The sequence below is a fragment of the Streptomyces sp. NPDC006372 genome (assembly GCF_040612515.1).
Lineage (GTDB): Bacteria > Actinomycetota > Actinomycetes > Streptomycetales > Streptomycetaceae > Streptomyces.
The window spans coordinates 382,109-403,935 of record NZ_JBEXQJ010000001.1; the positions used below are offsets into that span (position 1 = coordinate 382,109).

Genomic DNA, 21,827 nt, shown 5'->3' on the forward strand with positions numbered 1-21,827 from the left:
CCAACAAAGCCCGAAATTGTCACGCCGGTGAGTAGCCGTGGAGTTGGTCCGGGCGAAAACTGTCCAACCCCACCCGAGCACACCCCGTCCACACTCCCCTCCCAGGAAGATCCCAGGCCCCCCACAGGCCGACTTCTCCGTAACGACCACACCCCCCACGTTTCCCCACACTGAGTTCCGCACCCCGAGACGAGTTGGAGCACCCATGCCCCAGCACGTACCGTCCTCGCTGCGCGACACGCTCCCCGGCGTGCCGCAGCACCCCCCGGCGCTCCCCCCACATCCGCGTCGGATCGTCTTCCTCGCTCATCGCGATCTGGACAACCCCTCCGCCGGCGGCTCCGAGCTGCTGGTCGACAGACTCGCCGACGGTCTGACCCGCATGGGCCACCAGGTGACCCTGCTGTGCGGGGGCCCCGCGGCCTTCCGCGACTACCGGGTCGTGTCGGCGGGCGGCCCGTACGGCCACTACCTGCGCGCCCGGTCGGTCTTCGCCCGCCAGGTCGGTGACTGCGACCTGCTGGTGGAGGTGTGCAACGGCATGCCGTACCTGGCACCCCTGTGGCACCGGGGGCCCACACTGTGCCTGGTCAACCATGTCCATACGGACCTGTGGTCGATGCGCTTCGGCGGACCGCTGGCGCCGGCCGCGCGGATCGGCCGAAGACTCGAACACTGGGCGCTGACCGGGGCGCGGCAGCGGAGCCTGCTGGTCGCCGTGTCGTCCTCGACGGCCCGTGCGCTGCAGGAGATCGGGGTCGAGCGGGAGCGGATCCGGGTCGTGCACAACGGAGTCGAGGAGCCCGGACCGAGAGCGGATCGGTCGCCGGAGCCGCTGTTCGTCGCCGTCGGGCGGCTCGTCGAGTACAAGCGGATCGATCTGCTGCTGCGGTTGTGGGAGCGGGTGCGGCCGGTGACCGGCGGGCGGTTGGTGATCGTCGGGGACGGGCCGGAGCGGGAACGCCTGGAGCAACTCGCCGGTCCTGGCGTGGAGTTCACCGGGTACGTGTCCGAGGCCGAGAAGCACCGGCTGCTGTGCGCGGCCTGGTTGTTGCTGCACCCGTCCGCCGTGGAGGGGTGGGGGCTGGTCGTGACGGAGGCGGCGGCTCGGGAGACGCCGAGCGTGGCCTTCGACGTGCCCGGGCTGAAGGACTCCGTGGTGGACGGTGAGACCGGGGTCCTCGCCCGGGGTGAGTCCTCGTTCGCCGCGGCGTGGTGTGCGCTGGCGCTGGCCGGGCGGGAGCGGGAGTTGATGGGGAAGGCTGCGCGGGAGCGGGCGGCGCGGTTTCGGTGGGAGCGGACTGTGCGGCAGTTTCGGGTGGTGGCCGCAGAGGCGGTGAGGGGCTGGGAGCCGTGAGGCGGCTTGCGGTCCGTCGTGGCTTGTCGCGCAGCTCCCCGCGCCCCTATAGGAAAGACCCCTCGTTTCGAAGATCTCTTGCCCTGTTTCGTGCCTTCCTCCACGAACAGGACGATCCCGAATCCTGCTACTCGTTGCTCGCGCGGGACGCCGTCGATCAGGTCGAGGCCTATGACGGGCCCGTAGCCGGGCGTACCGTCCTGGATGTCGGGGGCGGCGGTGGGTACTTCACCGCGGAGTTCCGGCGGCGCAAGGCGCACGCATTTCTCTTCGAGCCCGACGTACGGGAGTTGGGGAAGAAGCCGCCCGAGGCCGCCGTCGTCGCCGACGGATACCTCCTGCCCCTCCGGGACGGTATCGCCGACGTCACCTTCTCCTCCAACGTGCTGGAGCACGTGGCCGATCCGGAGACGTTCCTCAGTGAGCTGGCCCGGGTGACCCGGCCGGGCGGGCTGATCTACGTGTCGTTCACCAACTGGCTGTCGCCGTGGGGCGGGCACGAGTGGGCCCCGTGGCACTACTTCGGCGCCGAACGGGCCCGGGCCCGGTATGCGCGGCGGACCGGCAGGGCCGCCAAGCACACCCTCGGCGAGAACCTGTTCGCGGTGCACATCGGCTCCACCCTGCGGCAGGTGCGTGCCCGGGACGACGTCACGGTCGTCTCGGCGCGTTCCCGCTACTGGCCGTTCCTCGCGGAGACCGTCGTCAAGGCGCCCGGGATCCGCGAGTTCGCCACCTGGAACCTCCTCCTCATCCTGCGGCGGTGTCCTTCATGACAACCACGGTCCAGGCTCCTCCACCGGCAGCCGTCCCCACCACCGCGACTGCGGCGGGTCCGCCCGAGGGCCCCCGGTCGCGGCGCTGGCTGCTGGGCTTCTGGGCCGTGGTGTTCGTGTTGTTCCTGGTGGTGCACCCGGGTCGGCAGACGTTCGACACCAAGCTCGGTGTCACGGTCGATCCGGGTCAGTTCCTCGCCGATCTGGGGCAGTTGTGGCACGACCGGGGCGCGTTCGGCGGGATCCAGGACCAGTACGTCGGCTATCTGTGGCCGATGCTGCCGTTCTACTGGCTGTGCGACCTCGTGCGGCTGCCGGTGTGGCTGGCGGAGCGGCTGTGGCTGTCGGTCGTGGTGTCCGTCGCCTTCTGGGGTGCGCTGCGGCTGGCCGAGCGGCTGCGGGTGGGGAGCGGCGCTTCGCGGCTGCTGGGGGCGGCGGCGTACGCGCTGTGGCCGCTGTTCACGACCGTCATCGGCTCGACGTCGGCGGCGGCGCTGCCCGGCGCGTTCCTGCCGTGGGTGCTGCTGCCGCTGACGGACGAGCGGTACGCCGCCCGGGTCGCGGCGCTGCGGTCGGCGCTGCTCGTGCCGTTCATGGGCGGGGTGAACGCCTCGGCGACGCTGGCGTCCCTGCTGCCGGTCGGGTTGTATCTGCTGTCCCGGCCGCCCGGGCCGCGACAGCGCAAGCTGATCGCCTGGTGGGCCCCTGCCGTGATCGTGGTGACGGCCTGGTGGTGGGTGCCGCTGCTGCTGCTCGGGGTCTACGGCGAGAACTTCCTGCCCTACATCGAGACTTCGCAGACGACCACGGACACCATGTCGGCGACCGAGGCGCTGCGCGGTGCCGGGAACTGGGTCGCCTATCTGCACTTCGGTGAGGCGTGGCTGCCCGCGGGGTGGGCCGTGGCCTCGTCGGTCGTGGTGATCGTGTGCTCGGCGCTCGCGGCCGGTCTGGGCCTTGCGGGTCTCGCCCGGCGGGACCTGCCCGAGCGGCGGTGGCTCGTGCTGACCGTGCTCGTGACGGCGCTGGTGCTGCTCGCCGGGTACGGCGGGGCGTTCGGGGCGCCGTTCCACGGGGTCGTGCAGGGCTGGCTGGACGGCTGGCTCTCGCCGTTCCGCAACATCTACAAGTTCCAGACCGGACTGGCCCTGGCGCTCGTGCTGGGCCTGGCTCATCTGGTGGGTGTCGCCGCCGACGCGCGGGGGGCCCGGCCGGTGCGCGGCCGGCGTTTCGCCCCGCTGGTCGCCGCGGTGCTGATCCTTCCGGGGCTGCTGTGGCCGTACCTCAACGGCTCGATCCTCAACCCGGGTTCGTTCCGGAAGCTGCCCACGTACTGGCAGGCCACCGCCGACTGGCTGGAGAAGTACTCACCCGACTCGCGTGCCCTGGTCGTCCCGGCGACCGCGCACGGCATGTACACCTGGGGCTCGCCCATCGACCAGCCGCTGGACGTGCTCGCCGAGTCCCGCTGGGCGCAGCGCGACTACGTGCCGTTCGGCACGCCGGGCAACCGGCGCGCGATGGACGCGGTCGAGCAGGCGCTGATGTCCGGGGGTGAAGTGCCGGGGCTGGCGGACTACTTGAGCCGGGCGGGCCTGTACTACGTCGTCGTGCGCAACGATCTCGATCCGGACCAGATCGGGTCCGTGCCGACGACGACCGTGAAGCGCACGCTGGAGCAGTCGGGGTACGAGCGGGTGACGGGGCTGGGGCCGATGATGACCGGTGGGCGGATCGCGCAGGACGCCCCGCTCCAGGTCGAGGGACTGTACGCGCGGCAGCGGGCCGTGGAGATCTACCGGCCGACCGGGGACGACGTACTGCGCCCCGGACAGGCGGGACTGCTCCCGGTCTCCGACACGGCCGTGGTGTCCGGTGGCCCGGAGGCGCTGCTGCCGCTGGCGTCCCGGCTGCGCGGGCGCCCGGCCGTCCTGACCGGCGACAACCACCCGGGTCTCGGCACTCCGGCCGTGCAGGTGCTGGGCGACGGGATGCGGCGCGCCGACACCCGGTTCGGCCTGGTCAACGCCAACACGTCGTACACGTACACGCGCGACGAGCGCAACGCGACCGACGCCCAGCAGGACCCGGGTGAGAAGCCGCGGCAGATCCTGCCCGTCGAGGGAGCGGACCACCAGACGGTGGCCGAACTGCGCGGCGCCCGCTCGGTGACGGCGTCCTCGTACGGCAACTGGCTCTTCCACCTGCCGCAGTTCGACCCGGTGAACGCCTTCGACGGCAACCCGGACACGGCCTGGACGGAGGGTGCGCCGGACACGCCGGACGGGCAGTGGCTGCGCATCGGCTTCACCGGCCGCTACGACATGCCTTCCTCCTTCAAGGTCACGCCGTTGCCGCAGGAGAGCGTGCGGGCGGCGGCGACGAAGGTGCGGGTGGAGACGGAGAAGGGCACGAAGACCAGCTTCCTCCAGCCGAACGGCATGACGCAGCGGGTCAAAGCACCCGAGGGCGCCACGCGGTGGATGAGGCTGACGATCGTGGACTCGGTCGAGCGAAGGGCCGGTCTCACGGGCGCGGGCTTCTCCGAGATCGACCTGCCGGACGTGCGGGTGACACGGCTGCTGCGGCTCCCGGCGGACGGGGACGACGCGACGGCGGACGCCACGGTCGTCTCCCTGCACCGGGCGTCCGACCCGACCGGCCTCTCCGCGACCGGCACCGAGGCCGGCCTGCACCGCCGCTTCACGACACCGGCCGGCGGGACGTACCAGGTGACGGCGAGCGCGGTCCCGGTGCCGGGCGAGGCCCTCGACCGGCTGCTGTACGAGGTCGCGCCGGAGCAGCAGTCCCGGATCGTCGCCACGGCCGACTCCACGGCGAGCCTCGGCGCGGGCCTCGCGGCACGCAACCTCACCGACGGTGACCTGACGACGGCGTGGATCGCGGGCGACCGGCCGACGATCCACCTGAGCTGGGAGGGCAAGCAGCCGGTCGGTGAACTGGTGCTGGCACCGGCCGGGGGGCTGTCCACCCGCGCGTCCGAGGTGCACATCAGCTCCCCGGACGGCGCGGCGATCGCCGGTGTCGACGAGAACGGCTGGGTCCGCTTCCCGCCGATCACCACCGACCGGCTCGACATCACGATCACGGACACCGCCCCGCTGACCCTGCACAACCCGGTCGCCGACGAGGACCTGCGCCTCCCGGTGGGCCTGACGGAGGCGTACCTCCCGGCCCTCGACCAGTACCGCACCCCGCAGCCGGACGGCACCCGGAAATTCTCGCTGCCGTGCGGCAAGGGTCCTGACGTGGCGCTGGACGGTGAGCTGTACCGGACGGGCGCGAAGGGGACGGTGCGGGACCTGGTCGAGCGGCGGTCCGTCGAGCTGACGCTCTGCCAACGGGGTCGGGACGACAGCGAGGTGGAGCTCGGGTCGGGCGAGCACCGGCTGGAGGGCGGTGACGCGGGTCCGCTCGCGCTGACGGACGTGACGCTGACCCGCGGGACGGTCCCGGAGGCCGCGGCGGCCGGGCGCGAGCTGCGGGTGCGGGACTGGCTGGGCGACCGGCGCGAGGTGACGGTCGGCTCGGGCGCGGCCTCGTACCTGACGACGTACGAGAACCACAACGACGGCTGGAAGGCCACCCTGAACGGCAAGGAGCTCGCTCCGCTGCGGCTGGACGGCTGGCAGCAGGGCTGGCGGATCCCCGCCGGGGCGGGCGGCACGGTCAAGCTGTCGTACGAGCCGGCCACGACCTACGACGCCGGCCTGATCGGCAGCGGCGCCGGTGTCGCGGTGCTGCTGGGACTGGCCCTGTGGCGCCGCCGCGCCCCCAACGCCGACGCACCGCAACCGGCCCCGCCGCCGCCCGGGCTGTGGCTCGGCACGGTGGCGCTGACGCTGGTCGCAGCGGTGCTCGCGGGCTGGTTCGCGCTGCTGGTCCCGGCCCTGGCGCTGCTCGCGGCCAGACGGCACACGCTGCTGGTGCCGATCGCCTTCGTGGCCCTGGCGGGTGCGGGGGTCGCTGCCGCGACCGGCGCCGGGGAACCGGTGGGGGCGGGTGCCGGAGCGTTCGGCCACCTGGCTCAACTGCTGGCGTTGATCGGCCTGTTCGCGGGCCTGGTGAGCCTGCGCGAACCCGCCCCGGAGAGGACCGGCCCCGCATGACGTCTCCGACCCGCATCCCGTTCCCGGTGGTGGACGAGGTCTCCCGGCACTGCCTCCAGGAGGAGGAACCGGAAACGGTCCACATCGAGGTCCATCTCCCCGGCACTCTCGACGAGCCCCGCCTCCGCAAGGCGTTCACGGAGGCCCTGCACCGGCATCCGCGGATCCTGATGCGGGAGGCCAGGGGTCCGTGGTACCGACGCCGCTACGAGTGGGAGCTGACGGGAGACCCGGACACGGAGGCCATCACCTTCACACCGGCGAGCCCGCGCGCGTTGCAAGACGCCAGAACGCGAGCACTGACAGAGGCCCCGCCCTTGTCGATGTCCCCACCGATACGGCTCGAAGCAGTGAGCTTAGCTGCGGGCAGTCGTGCCGCTGGGGCGATGGGGGTCCCCCCTGCTCGAGCGAAGCCGAGAGCTTGGGGGAGGGTGGGCGCAGCGGAACCCCGCTACGCCGGGCTGCGCAACGCCCCGCCCCCAGCGACAACACCCAGCACCACTCAAGGCACAGTCCTCATCCTCACCATCAACCACACCGCCCTCGACGGCCCAGCCTGCCTCCGCATCCTCGCCACCGCCGCGGAGCTCTACGGCGGCAGTGACAACTCCCCCACCGCACCCCCCACCCGTACACCCCAAGCCCCTCAGGAAGCCAAGGACATCCCGACCAGCTGGCTGCCCCCCGCCCGCGTCGCCCAAGGCATCCCGGAGCCTTCCCCCGGCAACGGCATGCTCGTCACCGAACTCTCCCTGCCCCACCGCCCCAAGGGCTCCCCCTACACCGTCAACGACCAGCTCATGGTCACCACGGCCCTGACCGTCGCCCACTGGAACAGGGAACACGGCATCCGCCCCCGCCGCCCGCTCCGCATCACCATGCCCGTGGACGACCGCCCCCGCGACGCCTCGATGCCCATCGGCAACGGCACCCGCCTGGTCGAAGTTCCCTTCCTGCCAGCCGAGTTGGACGTCACCGACATGCCCGCCCTGCTCCGCCGCACCGCGGAGCGAACCCGCGCCCTGAAATCCCTGCCCCGCCCCCAGCTCGGCCACGGCGCCGCTCTCCTCACCGCCCCCTGGGCCCCCGTCACCGCCCGCGCCGCCCTCACCCGCACCCTGCGCAGGGCCGCCGCCCCCTGGACGTCGACGACCCTGCTCAGCAACATCGGCCGCATTCCGTACCCCTTGGACTTCGGGTCGGAGGCGGGCCGCGCGCACGCGGTCTGGTTCTCCGCCCCGGCCCGGATGCCACGCGGCCTCACCGTCACCACCGCCTCCACGGCCGGCCGCCTCCACCTGGCCCTGCGCTGGTCCCGGTCCCTGCTCAGCCACGGCGACGGCGCGCATCTCCGGGACCTCTTCGAGCACTACCTGCACACCACGGAGGTGACCCCGTGACGACGACGCCCACGACACCGACGACACCGACGCCGGCCTCCCCCACCGCGCCCCCGCCCCGCGACCTGCGCGACTTCTACGAGAACCCGGCTGTGCCGGTCGCCTCCGGCACCCCGCGCAGCATCCGCCAGGCCCGCATGCTGGCCCGGGCTCTCGGGCCGGCCGCCGGCGGCACCCGCACCGTCGTCGACATCGGCTGCGGCGACGGCACCGCCGCCGCCACCGCCGCGCCCTTCCTCCCCGGCCATCGCATCGTCGGCGTCGACTGGTCCCAGGACGCCCTCAGACGCGCCCGCACCCGCGTCCCGTACGCGGTCCGCGGTGAACTCACCGGCGGCGGGCTGCCGTTCGCCGCCGGGTCGGCCGACGCGGTGCTGTTCAGCGAGGTGATCGAGCACCTCGTCGATCCGGACGCCGCGCTGGACGAGATCCGCCGGATCCTGCGGCCCGGCGGGCATCTGATGCTGTCGACGCCGAACCTGGCCGCCTGGTACAACCGCGCCCTGCTGCTGGCCGGTGTGCAGCCGGTCTTCTCGGAGGTCAGCCTGCGCGGCATCCACGGCCGCCCGGGCAAGGAGGTCGTGGGGCATCTGCGCCTCTACACCGCCCGCGCGCTGCGGGAGTTCGTCGCCGCGTCCGGGTTCGAGGTCGTACGGCTCGAAGGCGCCCCCTTCCACGGTGTGCCGCGCCCGCTGCGCCCGCTGGACCGGCTGGCCTGCGCCCGGCCGCGGCTGGCGTCGATCCTGCTGCTGCACGCCCGGAGGACGTAGCCCATGTGGTGGGGAGTGGTCGCGGCCCTGCTGGCGAACACCCTGTACAGCCTGGGCTTCGTACTGGAGAAACGGGCGCTCACCGCTCTCCCCGAGGTGAGCATCCGGGAGCCGGCCCGGCTGCTGCGCCTCGTCCTCGGCAGCCCCCTGTGGATCGGCGGTTCGCTCGCCCTCGCCGCCGGGTTCGGAGCGCAGCTGGTCGTCTACCGCACGCTGCCGATCGCCGCCGCGCAGGGCATCTTCGTCTCCGGTCTGGTGCTGCTCGTGCTGCTGTCGGCGCGGCTGCTCGGGGAGGAGACGAGCGGCCGGGAGCGGTATGCGCTGGGCGCGATCCTGCTCGCGCTGCTGATGGTGGTGCTGTCGCTGCGCGAGGGCGCGGACAGAGTCGGCCGGGAGGCGCCCTACCCGTTGGTCCTGCTGGTGTGCGTGCCGTCACTGGCGGCCGGGGTGTGGCTGTACGGCTCCGCCGAGCGACGGGCCCGCAACCGGCACCGGCGTCCGACGACCGGCGTCGAGTACGGCGTGGCGGTCGGCCTGCTGTACGGCGTCAGCTCGCTGGCCATCAAGGGGGTGTCGAGCCGGCTGACGACCAGCGGGATCGGCGGTGCGGTCCTGGACCTGCTGAGCTCCCCGTATCCGTATCTGCTGTTGTTCACCGGTGCGTTCGGCCTGGTGATGTCGCAGGCTGCGCTGCAGCGCTGCCGGGCCTCGCTGATCGTGCCGGTGTGCACGACCGTGACCTCACTGTTCACGGCGGTGCTCGGCACGCTGTCGTTCGGCGAGGCCCTGCCGGGCGACCCGCTGCGGCTCGCGCTGCGGGTGGCGGGCACGGCCCTCGCGGTCGCCGTGCTGCTGACCATGCCGAAGCACGACACCGCTCCCCACCCCGCCCCACCCGCCAAGGAGTTGGCCTCACCGTGAAGCCCGACGACCCGCTGCTGAAGATCCTGGCCTGCCCGCTCGACAAGGGCCCGCTGCATCTGCTGGCCGAGACGGCCGGGCAGGAGGAGGCGCTGTACAACCCGCGTCTGCAACGCCGCTATCCGATCGTCGACGGGATCCCGCAGTTGCTGCCCGCGTCGGGCGAGCAGGTGCCGGACGGCGAGCACGAGGAACTCCTCAAGAGGATGGCACCGTGACCAGTCTGGCCGCCCGTCTCGCTCCCCTGCTGCCCACCCGCCTGGTGGCCGCGACGGCCCGGGCGCTGTATCCCCGGTTCGAACCGGAGCTGGCCCGGCTCGCCGAGCTGTGCCCCCCGGAGTGCGCCACGGCGGTGGACGTGGGCGGCTGGTACGGGCCCTGGACGCACCGGCTGTCCGCACTCGCCGAGCACGTCGTGGCGATCGAACCGGTGCCTCATCTGGCCCGGTTGCTGGCGGCCGAGGCCCCGTCGAACGTGCGGGTGATCCGTGCCGCGGCCTCGGACCGGCCGGGCATCGCCCGGCTGTGGCTGCCGTCGGACGACGCGGGCGACCGGGGGGTGTCGTCGCTGGTGCGGCGCGACATCCACGGCCGGGCGCTGGACGTCCCCTGCGTCGCGCTGGACGATCTGGGGCTGCGGAACGTCGGCTTCGTCAAGATCGACGTGGACGGCAACGAGCCGGCGGTGCTGCGCGGCGCGACGGGCCTGCTGGCCCGGGACCGTCCGGCCCTGTTCGTGGAGCTGGAGTCCCGCATCCAGCCGATCGCGCCGGTGGTGACGTACCTGTCCCTGCTGGGCTACGACGGCTGGGTCCTGCCCGGCGACACGTGGGTGCCGCTGGCGAAGTTCCCCCTGGAGGACCACCAGGCCGGCGCCTCGCACGTCGTCTCCCACGGTCTGCTCCGCCGCGTGCTGCCCTCCTCCGTCCTCAGGGGCCCGCGCTACGTCAACTCGGTGCTGTTCCTGCCGGACGGCCGCCGTCCGGGCACCGCCCCGGTGGGCGACGATGGGTCCCATGCCCTCCGGAAAGCGCCCCGCTAGCCCCTTCACGCCGCTCGACTTCCAGCTGGTGCTGCTGCGCCGCATGGCCGACCACAATCCCGGCCTGGTGGAGGACGCCCGCCACGAGCTGGGAGTGTCCATCGCGGACATGCGCGAGGCGAACCGGCGCTGGCAGGCGATGGTCCGCTCACCGCGCTCCCGGGCGTCTCTCTCCCGGTACCGCTCGGTCCTCGGCGAACCGGAGTCCCGTACGCCGCGCCGGATCGGCGACCTGGACTGCGAGGCCTGGCTCTGGCCCGTGCCCCTCTGGCCGGATCTGCGGTTCGAGGTCCTGACCGCCCCGAACGGCGCCGTGTGGAACGAGTGGCTGGTCCGCGCCCCGGGCGCCGAGGGCCCCGGGCTGCGCACGCTCGGCGATCTGACCCCCTGGTGCTGCACGGTCGACGAGGCGGCCCGAGCCTTCGCCCCGGCCCGGCCCCTGGAGGGCACGGCACCGACCCGGTGGGGGCTGGCGTTCACCGCGCCGGACGCGCGGGGCGTGCGGCGGGAGGTCGTCGCGGAGTTCACCTGGGGTCTGCTGCAGCGGGTGGGCGTCACCGGCCGTCAGGACTGAGGGGACCGACGGTCGGGAGCAGGAGCTTCAGGCCTTCTCCGGCCGCTCGGCCTTCGACGGCACACACCGCAGTGCGAGGCCCGCGGCGGCCAGGTAGGCGACAGCACCGACGAGCATGCTGGTCCGGATCCCGGTGCCGTAGTTCGCGGCGGAGGCGAGCAGGCTGCCGCCGAGGGCGACGCCGGTGGCGCTGCCGATCTGGCGGGTGGTGTTGAACAGGGCGGAGGCGGCGCCCGAGTAGGCCGGGGGTGCCGCGCCCATCACGGTGGTGGTCGAGCCGGTGAGGGCGAAGGACGTGCCGAAGCCGGCGGCCATCATCGGGAGCACCAGCAGCCCGTAGGCGGGGTCGGCGCCCGCCGCGGCCCAGCCGGCCAGGCCCAGCGCGGCCAGGAGCATGCCGGAGACGACCAGCGGCCGGTCACCGGTGCGGCGGGTGAGCCGCCCGGACAGGACGGACGCGAACATGGTCATCGCCACCGCCGGGAAGAGGGCGAGACCGGTGCCGAGGGCGCTGTAGCCGCGCTGGTGCTGGAACTCCAGGCTGGCGGTGAACACCATGCCGTAGAAGCCGAAGTTGAACAGCAGGCCGATGACGGCGCCGCCGCTCATGGCGCGTGAGCGCAGCAGGCTCAGCGGGAGGGCGGGAGAGCGGGCCAGCCGCTCGCGCAGTGCGAAGGCCGCGGCGGACAGCAGGGCCAGGCCGAGGCCGGCGAGGACGGCCGGGTCGGACCAGCCGCGCCGTCCGGCCTCGTTGAGCGCCGCGGTCAGCAGGGCGACCGCCGCGACGACCGCGACCTGTGCCGGCCAGTCCAGGGCCCGGTCGGCGCGCCGGGGCGAGCGCGTCACGTGCCGCAGCGTCAGCGCCAGGCAGACCGCGCCGACGGGCAGGTTGATGAGGAACACCCAGCGCCAGCCCACGGTGGAGACGAGCAGCCCGCCCAGCAGCGGCCCGGCGGATGCCGCGATGCCCGCCATGGAACCCCACAGCCCGAAGGCCCGCGAGCGGGCGGCCCGCTCCGGGTAGGCCTGCTGGAGCAGCGCCAGCGAGCCGGGCACGATCAGTGCCGCGCCGAGCCCCTCCACCAGCCGGGCCACCACCAGGAAGGGAGCGCTGGGCGCGAGAGCGCAGGCCGCCGAGGCCACGGTGAACACCGCCACGCCGGCGCAGAACACCCGGCGGTTGCCGAGCCGGTCGCCCAGTGCGCCGCCGGTCAGCAGGAACCCGGCGAAGACCAGGGTGTATCCGTCGGTGATCCACTGGATGCCGGTGAGCGAGGCCGACAGCTCCCGGCCGATCACCGGAACGGCGACGTTGATGACCGTCACGTCCAGGATCACCATGAAGTACCCGGCGCACACCGCGAGCAGCGGTGCCCAGGAGTGTCGCTCGGAGGGCATGGAGCTACCACTACACCAAAAGCCCCAAACAGGGACGTACGCCCCACAGGTGGTGGTCCGTGGTGATCAGCCGGCGGCGGCCAGGACCGCCTTCACGACCAGCGGCACGGAGTCCGGGTGCAGCCACAGGAACAGGTTCGGCTCGATCAGCTCCAGCTCCATCACGCACGGCCGCCCGTCCTCGCCGGTGACGAGGTCCACGCGCGCGTAGAGCAGTTCCGGCTGCCCGGGTACGGCGGCCAGGGCCCGCTCGGCGACGTCGAGTTCCGCCGCCGTCGGCTCCCAGGGGCGGAGGTCCGGGTGGGCGATCTTGTCGGCGTCGTAGGGGGTGTCCGGCGCGAGGACTGCGCCCTTGCGGCTGGCGTGCAGCAGACGTCCGCCGAAGAACTGCAGGGCGCGCTCGCCGTGCGTCTCGATGCCGGTGAGGTACGGCTGCACCATCACGGTGAACCCCTCGGCGTGCATCCGCTCGGTCTGCCGCAGGGCGGCGTCGCGTTCCCCGGCCGGGTAGCGGGCGGCATAGCGCGCCCCCGCGCCGGAGGTGGGCTTCACGACGTACTCGTGGCCGGCGGGCAGCTCGACCGGGTCGCCGGGGGCGAAGTACCGGGTGGGCACGGCGGGCACCCCGGCGTCCGCGAGCCGGCCGAGGTACCTCTTGTCGGCGTTCCACCGCACGACGTCCACCGGGTTGAGCAGCCGGGTCACCTGCCCGCACCGCTCGGCCCAGGCGGTGAACTCCTCGGCCCGCCAGCTGTAGTCCCAGGTGGACCGTATGAGGGCGAGGTCGAAACCGGCCCAGTCGACCGAGGGGTCGTCCCAGTGGACGACGGCCGTCTCGGCCCCGGCCTCCCGCAGGGCGCCCGCGAGCACCGGCAGGTCGCGGTCCTTGCTCTCCTCGCCCCGGGGGTCGTAGGTGACGAGCGCGATACGCGGGGTGCCGGCCACGGCGACTCCATCCTCGGACGAACGATCGATCCGGCGCAGGCTAACAAGCCGCCCCGGAACCGGGACAGCCTGTTTGACCTTCACCTTCGGTGAAGCCCCAGCATCGGTGGCGGAACCAGGAGAGCGCGAGGAACGCGCGGAGCCCAGGGGGGGCGCATGGACATGCTGACGATAGGCGCGTTCGCGAAGGCCTGCCGGCTCTCGCCGAAGGCACTGCGCCTGTACGACGAGCTGGACCTGCTCCCGCCCGCCCGGGTGGACCCGGACAGCGGATACCGGTACTACGCGGTCACGCAGCTGGAGCGGGCCCGGCTGGTGGCGTGGCTGCGGCGGCTGGGCATGCCGCTGGCCGAGATCCGCGAGGTGTGCCGGCTGCACGATCGTGACTCCACGGCCGCCTCCCGGGAGATCCGCGCCTACTGGGCGCGGGTCGAGGCGGAGACGGCGGTACGGCGGGACCTCGCCGCGTTCCTGGTCGATCACCTGACGGCGGACTCACCGGAGTCCGGAAAGGACATCGCCATGCTGGAACTTCGCTACTCCGCCCACTCGGACACCGGCCGGGTGCGTCCGGCCAACCAGGACACGGCGTACGCGGGCACGCGGCTGCTGGCGGTCGCCGACGGCTTCGGGCCGGCCGGCGGGCCCGCGAGCAGTGCCGCCGTGGACGCGCTGCGCTTCCTGGACACCGATGAGATCCCGGCGGGCGGGGTCCTCAACCTCCTGGAGGACGCGGTCCGGGGAGCGGCCGAGGCCGTCCGGGCCGTGGCCGACGGCGCCGACGACGTCGGCACGACCCTGACCGCCGCGCTGTGGACGGGCTCCCGGCTGGCCCTGGTGCACATCGGCGACTCCCGTGTCTACCTGCTGCGCGACGGCGAACTGTTCCGGATCACCCATGACCACACGATGGTCCAGTCGATGGTCGACGAGGGCCGGCTGACCGCCGAGGAAGCGGCCTCCCACCCTCAGCGCGCCCTGCTGCTGAAGGCCCTGACGGGCGGGGACGCCGACACGCTCCCGGACCTCCGCCTGCACGACGCCCACCCCGGCGACCGCTATCTGCTGTGCTCCGACGGCCTGCCGGGCGTCGTCCCCGACGACCGGATCCACGACCTCCTCACCTCGCAGATCACCCCGGACGAGACGGTCGAGGCACTGGTCGGCGCGGCGAACAAGGCGGGCGGGCCGGACAACGTCAGCTGTGTCGTGGCGGACCTGGTCGAGGCGTGAAACGGCCGAGGGTGCCGGGCGGGATCAGGCCTCTTCCTCCGGCTCCCAGTCCAGCAGCCGCACCTTGGCCACGGTGGCGACGTGACGCCGCATGGCCGCGGCGGCCCGGCGGGGCTCCTGGTCGGCGATCGCGTCGAGGATGGCCTGGTGCTGGGAGAGGGAGCGGGACGGACGGCCGGGCTGGCGGAGGGACTCGGTGCGGCTCTCGGCGATCTGCTCGGCGATGGACCGCATGAACTCGGCGAGCAGACTGCTGTGGGCGGCCGCCGTCACGGCCGCGTGGAACAACCGGTCGCCCTCGACGCCGTGACCGCCCGCCGCGATCTCCTCCGACATGTGGGCGAGCGCCGAGCGCATCGCGGCCACGTCCTCCTCGGTGCGCCGCTCGGCCGCCAGTTCGGCCAGCTTCGTCTCCAGCGCCTCCCGGGCCTCCAGCACGTCCGGGAGGCGGCGGCGTCGCTCCACCATCCGGTCGACGGGCTCGGTGTCGAGGCTGTCCCGGACGAGGTAGGTGCCACCGCCGTGCCGGGCCTCCACCAGGCCCTGGACCTCCAGCACCACGATCGCCTGCTTCACCGAGGCCCGGCTCACCCCGAGCCGCTGGGCCAGGTCCCGCTCGGGCGGCAACCGGTCGCCGGCGCGCAGGCCGCCCTCGGCGACGTACTGGCGCAGCCGCTCCAGCACCTGTTCGTAGAGCCGCTGTTTCGTCATGGGGCGCAGGGCGTCGGTCACGGAGTCCCCCTCTCGCCGGGAGCGTAGCACCGGCCCTCCGCAATGGCCGAGTGGCTGAACCAATTCTCGCCGGACCCCTTGACGCGCGCCCGGGCCGCGCCCACGCTGTTCGACCAACGCACCTCAAGTGGCTCAGCCACTCGTCCACTGCTCGACGAGGTGCTCCCAGTCAGCTCCGGGGCCCAAAGACGGGAGCCCGTATGTCCCCTGAACTCATCTCGATCCTCGTCCTCGTCGTGGTGTTCGTCATCGCCACCACCCGTTCCGTCAACATGGGCGCGCTCGCCTTCGCCGCCGCCTTCGGGGTCGGCGGGCTCGTCGCCGGCCTCGACGCGGACGGCATCTTCGCCGGCTTCCCGGGCGACCTCTTCGTCGTCCTGGTCGGCGTCACGTACCTGTTCGCGATCGCCCGCGCCAACGGCACCACCGACTGGCTGGTGCACGCCGCCGTGCGGCTGGTGCGGGGGCGGGTGGCGCTCATCCCCTGGGTGATGTTCGCGCTGACCGGCGCGCTCACGGCGATCGGCGCGGTCAGCCCGGCCGCGGTCGCGATCGTCGCCCCGATCGCACTCAGCTTCGCCGCGCGGTACGGGATCAGCCCCCTGCTGATGGGCGCGATGGTCGTCCACGGCGCCCAGGCCGGCGGCTTCTCCCCGATCAGCATCTACGGCTCGATCGTCAACGGCATCGTCGACCGCGAAAAGCTCCCCGGCAACGAGGTGGTCCTGTTCCTGGCGTCCTTCGCGGCGAACCTCGTGATCGCGGCGGTGGTGTTCGTGGTGTGCGGGGGGATGAAGCTGTGGTCCCAGGGGGCGGTGGACGACTCTGACCCCGCTGCGGGCAGTCGTGCCGCTGGGGCGGCACGGGTGGGCGATGGGGGTACCCCCTGCTCGAGCGAAGCCGAGAGCTTGGGGGAGGCACCTGGCACCGCCCAGCTGCGGACCCACCCGGCCCCAGCACCACCCAAGCTGAGCCTGGAATCAACCACCCTCACCCCCGCCCGCACAGCCACCCTCACCTCCCTCCTCGCCCTGGTGGTCGCCGTCCTGGTCTTCGACCTGGACGCCGGCCTCACCGCCATCACCCTCGCCGTCGTCCTCAGCACCGCCTGGCCGGACGACAGCCGCAAGGCGGTCGGCGAGATCGCCTGGCCCACCGTCCTCCTCATCTGCGGCGTCCTCACCTACGTGGGCGTCCTGGACGAGATGGGCACCATCACCTGGGCCGGCGAGGGCGTGGGGAACATCGGCATCCCCCTGCTCGCCGCCGTCCTGCTCTGCTACATCGGCGCACTGGTCTCGGCCTTCGCCTCCTCCGTCGGGATCATGGGCGCCCTGATCCCCCTCGCCGTGCCGTTCCTGGAGCGCGGCGAGATCGGAGCCGTCGGCATGGTCGCGGCGCTCGCCGTCTCGGCGACCGTCGTCGACGTCAGCCCGTTCTCGACCAACGGCGCACTCGTCCTCGCCGCCGCTCCGGACGTCGACCGCGAGCGTTTCTTCCGGCAGCTGATGGTGTACGGAGGGATCGTGGTCGCGGTCGTCCCCGCGGCGGCGTGGCTCGTGATGGTCGTCCCCGGCTGGGGATAGCCGGCCGATGACCAGTGGACAGGCAACCAGCTAAGGAGATGTGACGCGTGACCTCCCTCTTCCCGGCCCTGACCGGCAGCCCCTCCGACCGGCCGGCCGTACGGTTCGGCGAGCGCTCGCTGACCTACGGAGAACTCGCCGCCGCGGCCGGTGCGACCGCCGAGCGCATCCGGGACGCCCGCCGGGTCGCCGTCTGGGCGACGCCCACCATGGAGACCGCCGTGGCCGTGGTCGCCGCGCTGCTGGCCGGCGTGCCCGCCGTGCCGCTCAACCCGAAGTCGGGCGAGAAGGAGCTCGGGCACATCCTGTCCGACAGCGAGCCCGGACTGGTGCTCACGGCACCCGACGATCAACTCCCCGCCCCCGTACGGGACCTGACCCGCCTCGATGTCGACGTGCACGGCACCGGCCCCGTCCCCGATGACCACACCAGCGAGTCCGACCCGGCGCTGATCGTCTACACCTCCGGCACCACCGGCCCGCCCAAGGGTGCCGTCATCCCGCGCCGGGCGATCGCCACGACCCTGGACGCGCTGGCCGACGCCTGGCAGTGGACCGGCGACGACGTACTCGTCCACGGGCTGCCGCTGTTCCATGTGCACGGTCTGGTCCTGGGCACGCTCGGCCCGCTGCGGCGCGGCGGTTCGGTGCGGCATCTGGGCCGGTTCAGCACCCAGGGCGTGGCGCGGGAGCTGAGCGGCGGCGCGACCATGCTGTTCGGCGTGCCGACGATGTACCACCGCATCGCGGAGGCCGTGACGAGCGACCCGGAGCTGGTGAAGGCGCTGACCGGGGCGCGGCTGCTGGTGTCGGGGTCCGCCGCGCTGCCCGTGCACGACCACGGCCGGATCGCGACGGCGACCGGGCGGCGCGTGATCGAGCGGTACGGCATGACGGAGACGCTGATGAACACCAGCGTCCGGGCCGACGGCGAGGCCCGCCCGGGCACGGTCGGTGTGCCGCTGCCGGGCGTGGAGTTGCGGCTGGTCGAGGAGGACGGCTCGGAGGTGAGCGCGTACGACGGGGAGACCGTCGGCGAGATCCAGGTGCGCGGCCCGAACCTGTTCACCGAGTACCTGAACCGGCCCGACGCCACCGCCGCCGCGTTCACCGCCGACGGCTGGTTCCGCACCGGCGACATGGCGGTGCGCGACCCCGACGGCTACGTCCGGATCGTCGGCCGCAAGGCCACCGACCTGATCAAGAGCGGTGGTTACAAGATCGGGGCCGGGGAGATCGAGAACGCGCTGCTGGAGCACCCGGGGGTACGGGAGGCCGCCGTGACCGGGGAGCCGGACGACGACCTGGGCGAGCGGATCGTGGCGTGGATCGTCCCGGCGGAGCCCGAGTCGCCGCCGTCCCTCGACGAGTTGGCCGATCATGTGGCCGGGCGTCTCGCCCCGCACAAGCGCCCGCGCGTCGTCCACCACCTCGACGCGCTGCCCCGCAACGACATGGGGAAGATCATGAAGCGGGCGCTGCCCCATGGCTGAGCGTCTCTCCGCCCGCGAGGTCGTCGCCGCCGTCACGGACGACTCGACCTTCGCGGAACTCCCCGCGGTGATACGGGACGCCAAGCCGGACGGTCCGCTCGCCTGGCCGGGCTACGACGCCGCGCGCGCCCGTGCCGCCGAACGCACCGGCGAGCAGGAGTCCGTGGTCTGCGGCACCGCCCGGGTCGGCGGCGTCCGGGCCGTGCTGATCGCGTTCGAGTTCGGCTTCCTCGGCGGCTCCCTGGGCGAGCGCACCGGCGACCGGCTGGAGGCGGCGTACACGTACGCCCGGGAGCACCGCCTGCCGGTCGTGCCGCTGGTCGCCACCGGCGGCAGCCGGATGCAGGAGGGCATGCTCGCGCTGACCCAACTCCAGCGGGTGGCCCGCCAGTCGGCGCTGACCAGAAAGGCCGGTCTCGCCCAGGTCGCGGTGGTGCGCGACCCGACGACCGGGGGCGGCTGGGCCACGCTGGGGGCGGGTGCCGACGTGGTGCTCGCGCTGCCCGGCGCCCAGGTCGGCTTCGCCGGCTCCCGGGTGCGGCCGGCCGACGCGGACCCGGCGGCGTACACGGCGGAGGCGCAGGTGACGGCCGGGGCGGTGGACGCCGTCGTACGGCCTGAGGAGCTGCGCGAGACGCTGGGGCGGTGGCTGCGGCTGCTGACCCGCCCGTCCGGCACGCCCGCGCCGCCGCCCGAGCCGCTCGGCGACACCGCCGTCCTGCCGGCCACCGGCTGGGACGCCGTCCGGCGGGCCCGCTCACCCCACCGCCCGCGCGCCGCCGCGTACTTGGACGCCTACTTCACCGAACGGGCCGCGATCAGCGGCGACCGCTGCGGGGGCACGGACCCGGACGGCATGCTGTGCGGGTTCGGCGCGCACGAGGGCCGGACGGTCGCGTACGCCGCGCAGACCGGGACGGCGACCCGCCCGGCCGGCTACCGGACCGCGGCCCGGCTGATCCGCCTCGCGGACCGGCTGGGCATCCCGGTGCTGACCCTCGTGGACACCCCGGGCGCCGCCAACGACGCGGAAGCGGAGCGGCAGGGCGCGGGCGCCGCGATCGCCGATCTGTTCGGCGCGGTGGCGGGCGCCCGCACCCCGGTGACGACGCTGGTGATCGGCGAGGGCGGCTCCGGAGGGGCACTGGCCCTGGCCGCACCGGACAACACCTGGGCCACTCCCGACAGTTACTTCTCGGTGATCGCGCCGGAGCTCGCGGCGGCCATCCTCAAGCGACCGCCGCGAGAGGTGGAGTCGACGGCGGACCAGCTGCGGATCCGGCCGCAGGACCTGGTGGAGCTGGGGGTGATCCGGGGGACCGTCGGACCGTGAGGGTTCGGTGATGCCCCACGCACCATCAAGTACCTTCCGTCACAATGGGAGTGCTCAACGCGACAACAGGACGACGGGGGTGCCGTGGACGGGGTGGTCGAGTTCAGGACCGGTGACGGTGCGGTGGTCGCGGTCGAGGCGGTGGAGGAGCGCTCCGGCTCCCGTCTGGTCTCCCGCGGCGACGGCACGGTCCAGGCGGCCCGCACCTTCGAGGGTGCCCTGGACGGGGTGCGCGCGGCGGCGGAGTCCGCTCTGCGGGTGTTCCGGGACGGCTCGCTGCGGCCCGACGGGGTGGAGATCGAGTTCGGGGTGAAACTGTCCGCCGAGACCGGCGCGATCATCGCCAAGGGCACCGCCGAGGGCCATCTCGTGGTCAAGCTCTCCTGGTCTCCGGCCGCCCCGGAGGCCGGCGGCGCGTCATGAACAGCGCCGAGTGGCACGCCCGGATCGAGTTACGGGGCCAGGTGGTCGGAGCGGGCTTCCTTGTCACCCCCAGCACGGTGCTGACCTGCGCCCATGTCGTGCGGCACGGTGAGGACCTGGCCGTGACGCTCACGGAACTGCCCGGCTCCCCGCCCGTGCCCGCCCGGGTCGTCGCCCACGGCGGCTGGTCCGGCGGCAGCACCGACCTCGGGGACCTCGCCGTGCTGGAGCTGGACCGGGAGATGCCCGTGACCCCGGCAGCCCTGGCCCCGGCCGACGCGGCGCACGGCACGAGCCCCCGCAAGCTCGTCGTCTACGGCTTCCCGGCCGGCTTCGACGAGGGCACCCTCGCCGAGTACCGCGTCACCGCGGCGCAGTTGATCAGACGGGAGTGGATCCAGCTGGAGGCCTGGCACCCGGGAGGCCAGCCCCTGGCGCCCGGCTTCAGCGGGGCCGCCGTCACCCTGGCCGACACCGGCGAGGTCGTCGGCATGGTCACCGCCGCGGCCGGCGCCCCGGGCGTGCGCAACGGCCGGATGATGCCCACCGAGGTCATGGCCCGCTACTGGCCCGGACTCCAGGGTCTCGTCCCCACCTCGGACCACGCGAGCGCCGACCGGGCCCGGCTGCGCGCCCTGGTCGAGAAGGCGGCCCGCGCGGGCGTGGACTGCGACCCGGTACGCCTCTACACCGCGGCGGCCGACCCGTTCGATCCCCCGCCGCCCGAGGAGGGGTTCGACTCGCTGTGGTCGGCGGCCCTGTTCGTGCTGTGCGAACTCGACGGTCCGGGCGCCGCACCGACGGTGACCCGGTTCGCCGACCGGCTGGAGGCCCTGCTGCACACCCCGGCGGTGGAGCCGGAGGCGCCCGACTGGTCGCCCATCCTCGTCGAACTCGGGCACAGCGGCGCGGGCGACGGACTGGTCCGCGTCGAGGTGTCCGCGTACAGCGAGGGGCGGCGGCACCCGGTGGACTCCGGCACGGTAGAGCAGCACCGGCTGCGCGCGTACGTGCGGGACCGCATCGAGGAGGCCTTCCGGTTCCTCACGCCCGGCGCCGACGAACTCGTCGCGTTCGCGCTGCCCCGGGACTGGCTGGACTGGCCCGTCGACCGCTGGGAGAGCGCCCCCGACGACGCCACCCCGCTCGGCTGCGTGTACCCGCTGGTCGTCACCGACCACGCCCGTCGCAAGGCCAGCACCCGGCATGTGCTGACCCGGGCCTGGAAACGCCTCGACGCGCTGCCGGGCGCGCGGATGCACCGGGTGGAGTGCGGCGGCCCGGAGGAGCCCGGGCGGCTGCGGATGCGGCTGCGGCGGCCCGACGCCTGCCTCGCCGGGTTCGGCACGGCCCCGGCCGCCTCCCGCACCCGGCCGCAGTTCGACACCTCCCTCACCGCGCCGGCCCCGGTGATCGTCTGGTCGCGCGGCGGCTGCGGTTCGGGGCAGGAGGACTGCTCCGGAGCGGACGGCTGCACCGGGAAGGCCTTCCTGGACGCGCTCGACTCCTGCGTCGCGGGCGTACCGCCCGCCGAACTCCCCCGCCGCGTCCTGGCCCTGCGCGAGGAGGCCGACACGGAGGACGACCACTGGGCCCACGGCATCCAGCTGCTGTGGGACGACCCGCGCGTCTTCACCGACCCGCACGCCGTCGCCGCGGCCCACACCCGAACACCGGTGGCCTGACCCACCGGGAAGCAGCCCGGCGCCCGAGA

The 21,827-nt window shown here is 73.5% G+C and carries 18 protein-coding genes; 15 read left to right on the forward strand and 3 right to left on the reverse strand.

Going from position 1 to position 21,827, the window contains the following annotated elements; translation table 11 throughout:
• Nucleotides 1-205 precede the first annotated feature (205 nt).
• From ABZ016_RS01745 to ABZ016_RS01785, 9 genes are read left to right on the forward strand one after another with little or no spacing between them, the layout of a single operon-like run.
• Nucleotides 206-1,357, forward strand: a complete 1,152-nt coding sequence (locus tag ABZ016_RS01745) for a glycosyltransferase family 4 protein (protein ID WP_356914540.1) — start codon at nucleotides 206-208, stop codon at nucleotides 1,355-1,357.
• Between the two features lie 23 nt (nucleotides 1,358-1,380).
• On the forward strand, nucleotides 1,381-2,133 hold the full coding sequence (locus tag ABZ016_RS01750; protein WP_356914541.1) for a class I SAM-dependent methyltransferase: 753 nt from the start codon (nucleotides 1,381-1,383) through the stop codon (nucleotides 2,131-2,133).
• On the forward strand, nucleotides 2,130-6,263 hold the full coding sequence (locus ABZ016_RS01755) for an alpha-(1->3)-arabinofuranosyltransferase (RefSeq protein ID WP_356914542.1): 4,134 nt from the start codon (nucleotides 2,130-2,132) through the stop codon (nucleotides 6,261-6,263). The genes ABZ016_RS01750 and ABZ016_RS01755 overlap by 4 nt, the downstream gene beginning before the upstream one ends.
• Complete coding sequence (locus ABZ016_RS01760; protein WP_356914543.1) at nucleotides 6,260-7,663, forward strand: condensation protein; 1,404 nt, start codon at nucleotides 6,260-6,262, stop codon at nucleotides 7,661-7,663. The genes ABZ016_RS01755 and ABZ016_RS01760 overlap by 4 nt, the downstream gene beginning before the upstream one ends.
• Nucleotides 7,660-8,433 carry a class I SAM-dependent methyltransferase gene (locus tag ABZ016_RS01765; RefSeq protein WP_356914544.1) on the forward strand — a complete coding sequence of 258 codons (774 nt, stop codon included), beginning with the start codon at nucleotides 7,660-7,662 and terminating at the stop codon, nucleotides 8,431-8,433. Before ABZ016_RS01760 ends, ABZ016_RS01765 begins: the two co-directional genes overlap by 4 nt.
• 15 nt (nucleotides 8,434-8,448) lie before the next feature.
• Nucleotides 8,449-9,354, forward strand: a complete 906-nt coding sequence (locus tag ABZ016_RS01770; RefSeq protein ID WP_356915031.1) for a hypothetical protein — start codon at nucleotides 8,449-8,451, stop codon at nucleotides 9,352-9,354.
• Nucleotides 9,351-9,572, forward strand: a complete 222-nt coding sequence (locus tag ABZ016_RS01775; RefSeq protein WP_356914545.1) for a Trm112 family protein — start codon at nucleotides 9,351-9,353, stop codon at nucleotides 9,570-9,572. The genes ABZ016_RS01770 and ABZ016_RS01775 overlap by 4 nt, the downstream gene beginning before the upstream one ends.
• Complete coding sequence (locus ABZ016_RS01780; protein ID WP_356914546.1) at nucleotides 9,569-10,396, forward strand: FkbM family methyltransferase; 828 nt, start codon at nucleotides 9,569-9,571, stop codon at nucleotides 10,394-10,396. The genes ABZ016_RS01775 and ABZ016_RS01780 overlap by 4 nt, the downstream gene beginning before the upstream one ends.
• On the forward strand, nucleotides 10,371-10,970 hold the full coding sequence (locus ABZ016_RS01785) for a hypothetical protein (protein WP_356914547.1): 600 nt from the start codon (nucleotides 10,371-10,373) through the stop codon (nucleotides 10,968-10,970). The genes ABZ016_RS01780 and ABZ016_RS01785 overlap by 26 nt, the downstream gene beginning before the upstream one ends.
• Nucleotides 10,971-10,997: 27 nt before the next feature.
• Here the strand turns inward: ABZ016_RS01785 and ABZ016_RS01790 are convergent, their stop codons facing one another.
• Together ABZ016_RS01790 and ABZ016_RS01795 are read right to left on the reverse strand one after the other, a co-directional pair.
• Nucleotides 10,998-12,368, reverse strand: a complete 1,371-nt coding sequence (locus ABZ016_RS01790) for an MFS transporter (RefSeq protein WP_356914548.1) — start codon at nucleotides 12,366-12,368, stop codon at nucleotides 10,998-11,000.
• Nucleotides 12,369-12,434: 66 nt separating this feature from the next.
• Entirely contained in the window at nucleotides 12,435-13,313 is an 879-nt protein-coding gene (locus ABZ016_RS01795) for a hypothetical protein (RefSeq protein WP_356914549.1), read from the reverse strand.
• Between the two features lie 156 nt (nucleotides 13,314-13,469).
• Between ABZ016_RS01795 and ABZ016_RS01800 the strand changes: the two genes are divergently transcribed.
• Nucleotides 13,470-14,546, forward strand: a complete 1,077-nt coding sequence (locus ABZ016_RS01800; RefSeq protein WP_356914550.1) for a MerR family transcriptional regulator — start codon at nucleotides 13,470-13,472, stop codon at nucleotides 14,544-14,546.
• 24 nt (nucleotides 14,547-14,570) lie between these two features.
• Here the strand turns inward: ABZ016_RS01800 and ABZ016_RS01805 are convergent, their stop codons facing one another.
• The gene (locus ABZ016_RS01805) at nucleotides 14,571-15,278 is read right to left on the reverse strand and encodes a FadR/GntR family transcriptional regulator (protein WP_356914551.1); all 708 of its coding nucleotides are present in this window, start codon (nucleotides 15,276-15,278) and stop codon (nucleotides 14,571-14,573) included.
• Nucleotides 15,279-15,478: 200 nt separating this feature from the next.
• On the opposite strand from ABZ016_RS01805, the gene ABZ016_RS01810 reads away from it, so the two are divergent.
• The 5 genes from ABZ016_RS01810 to ABZ016_RS01830 all read left to right on the forward strand — a co-directional run bounded on the left by ABZ016_RS01810 (nucleotide 15,479) and on the right by ABZ016_RS01830 (nucleotide 21,798).
• Entirely contained in the window at nucleotides 15,479-16,864 is a 1,386-nt protein-coding gene (locus ABZ016_RS01810; RefSeq protein ID WP_356914552.1) for an SLC13 family permease, read from the forward strand.
• Between the two features lie 47 nt (nucleotides 16,865-16,911).
• Nucleotides 16,912-18,357 carry an acyl-CoA synthetase gene (locus ABZ016_RS01815; RefSeq protein ID WP_356914553.1) on the forward strand — a complete coding sequence of 482 codons (1,446 nt, stop codon included), beginning with the start codon at nucleotides 16,912-16,914 and terminating at the stop codon, nucleotides 18,355-18,357.
• A complete protein-coding gene (locus tag ABZ016_RS01820) occupies nucleotides 18,350-19,690 on the forward strand; it encodes a carboxyl transferase domain-containing protein (RefSeq protein WP_356914554.1) in 1,341 nt (446 codons plus the stop codon). The genes ABZ016_RS01815 and ABZ016_RS01820 overlap by 8 nt, the downstream gene beginning before the upstream one ends.
• A gap of 84 nt (nucleotides 19,691-19,774) precedes the next feature.
• Nucleotides 19,775-20,113, forward strand: a complete 339-nt coding sequence (locus tag ABZ016_RS01825) for a CU044_2847 family protein (protein ID WP_356914555.1) — start codon at nucleotides 19,775-19,777, stop codon at nucleotides 20,111-20,113.
• Nucleotides 20,110-21,798, forward strand: coding sequence for a trypsin-like peptidase domain-containing protein (locus tag ABZ016_RS01830; protein WP_356914556.1), 1,689 nt, complete (start codon nucleotides 20,110-20,112; stop codon nucleotides 21,796-21,798). Before ABZ016_RS01825 ends, ABZ016_RS01830 begins: the two co-directional genes overlap by 4 nt.
• Nucleotides 21,799-21,827: the final 29 nt, after the last annotated feature.

Coding starts and splice junctions, on each gene's coding strand:
- ABZ016_RS01745 (WP_356914540.1), top strand. CDS start 206: ATGCCCCAGCACGTACCGTCCTCGCTGCGCGACACGCTCCCCGGCGTG.
- ABZ016_RS01755 (WP_356914542.1), top strand. CDS start 2,130: ATGACAACCACGGTCCAGGCTCCTCCACCGGCAGCCGTCCCCACCACC.
- ABZ016_RS01760 (WP_356914543.1), top strand. CDS start 6,260: ATGACGTCTCCGACCCGCATCCCGTTCCCGGTGGTGGACGAGGTCTCC.
- ABZ016_RS01785 (WP_356914547.1), top strand. CDS start 10,371: ATGCCCTCCGGAAAGCGCCCCGCTAGCCCCTTCACGCCGCTCGACTTC.
- ABZ016_RS01790 (WP_356914548.1), bottom strand. CDS start 12,368: ATGCCCTCCGAGCGACACTCCTGGGCACCGCTGCTCGCGGTGTGCGCC.
- ABZ016_RS01800 (WP_356914550.1), top strand. CDS start 13,470: ATGGACATGCTGACGATAGGCGCGTTCGCGAAGGCCTGCCGGCTCTCG.
- ABZ016_RS01810 (WP_356914552.1), top strand. CDS start 15,479: ATGTCCCCTGAACTCATCTCGATCCTCGTCCTCGTCGTGGTGTTCGTC.
- ABZ016_RS01820 (WP_356914554.1), top strand. CDS start 18,350: ATGGCTGAGCGTCTCTCCGCCCGCGAGGTCGTCGCCGCCGTCACGGAC.
- ABZ016_RS01830 (WP_356914556.1), top strand. CDS start 20,110: ATGAACAGCGCCGAGTGGCACGCCCGGATCGAGTTACGGGGCCAGGTG.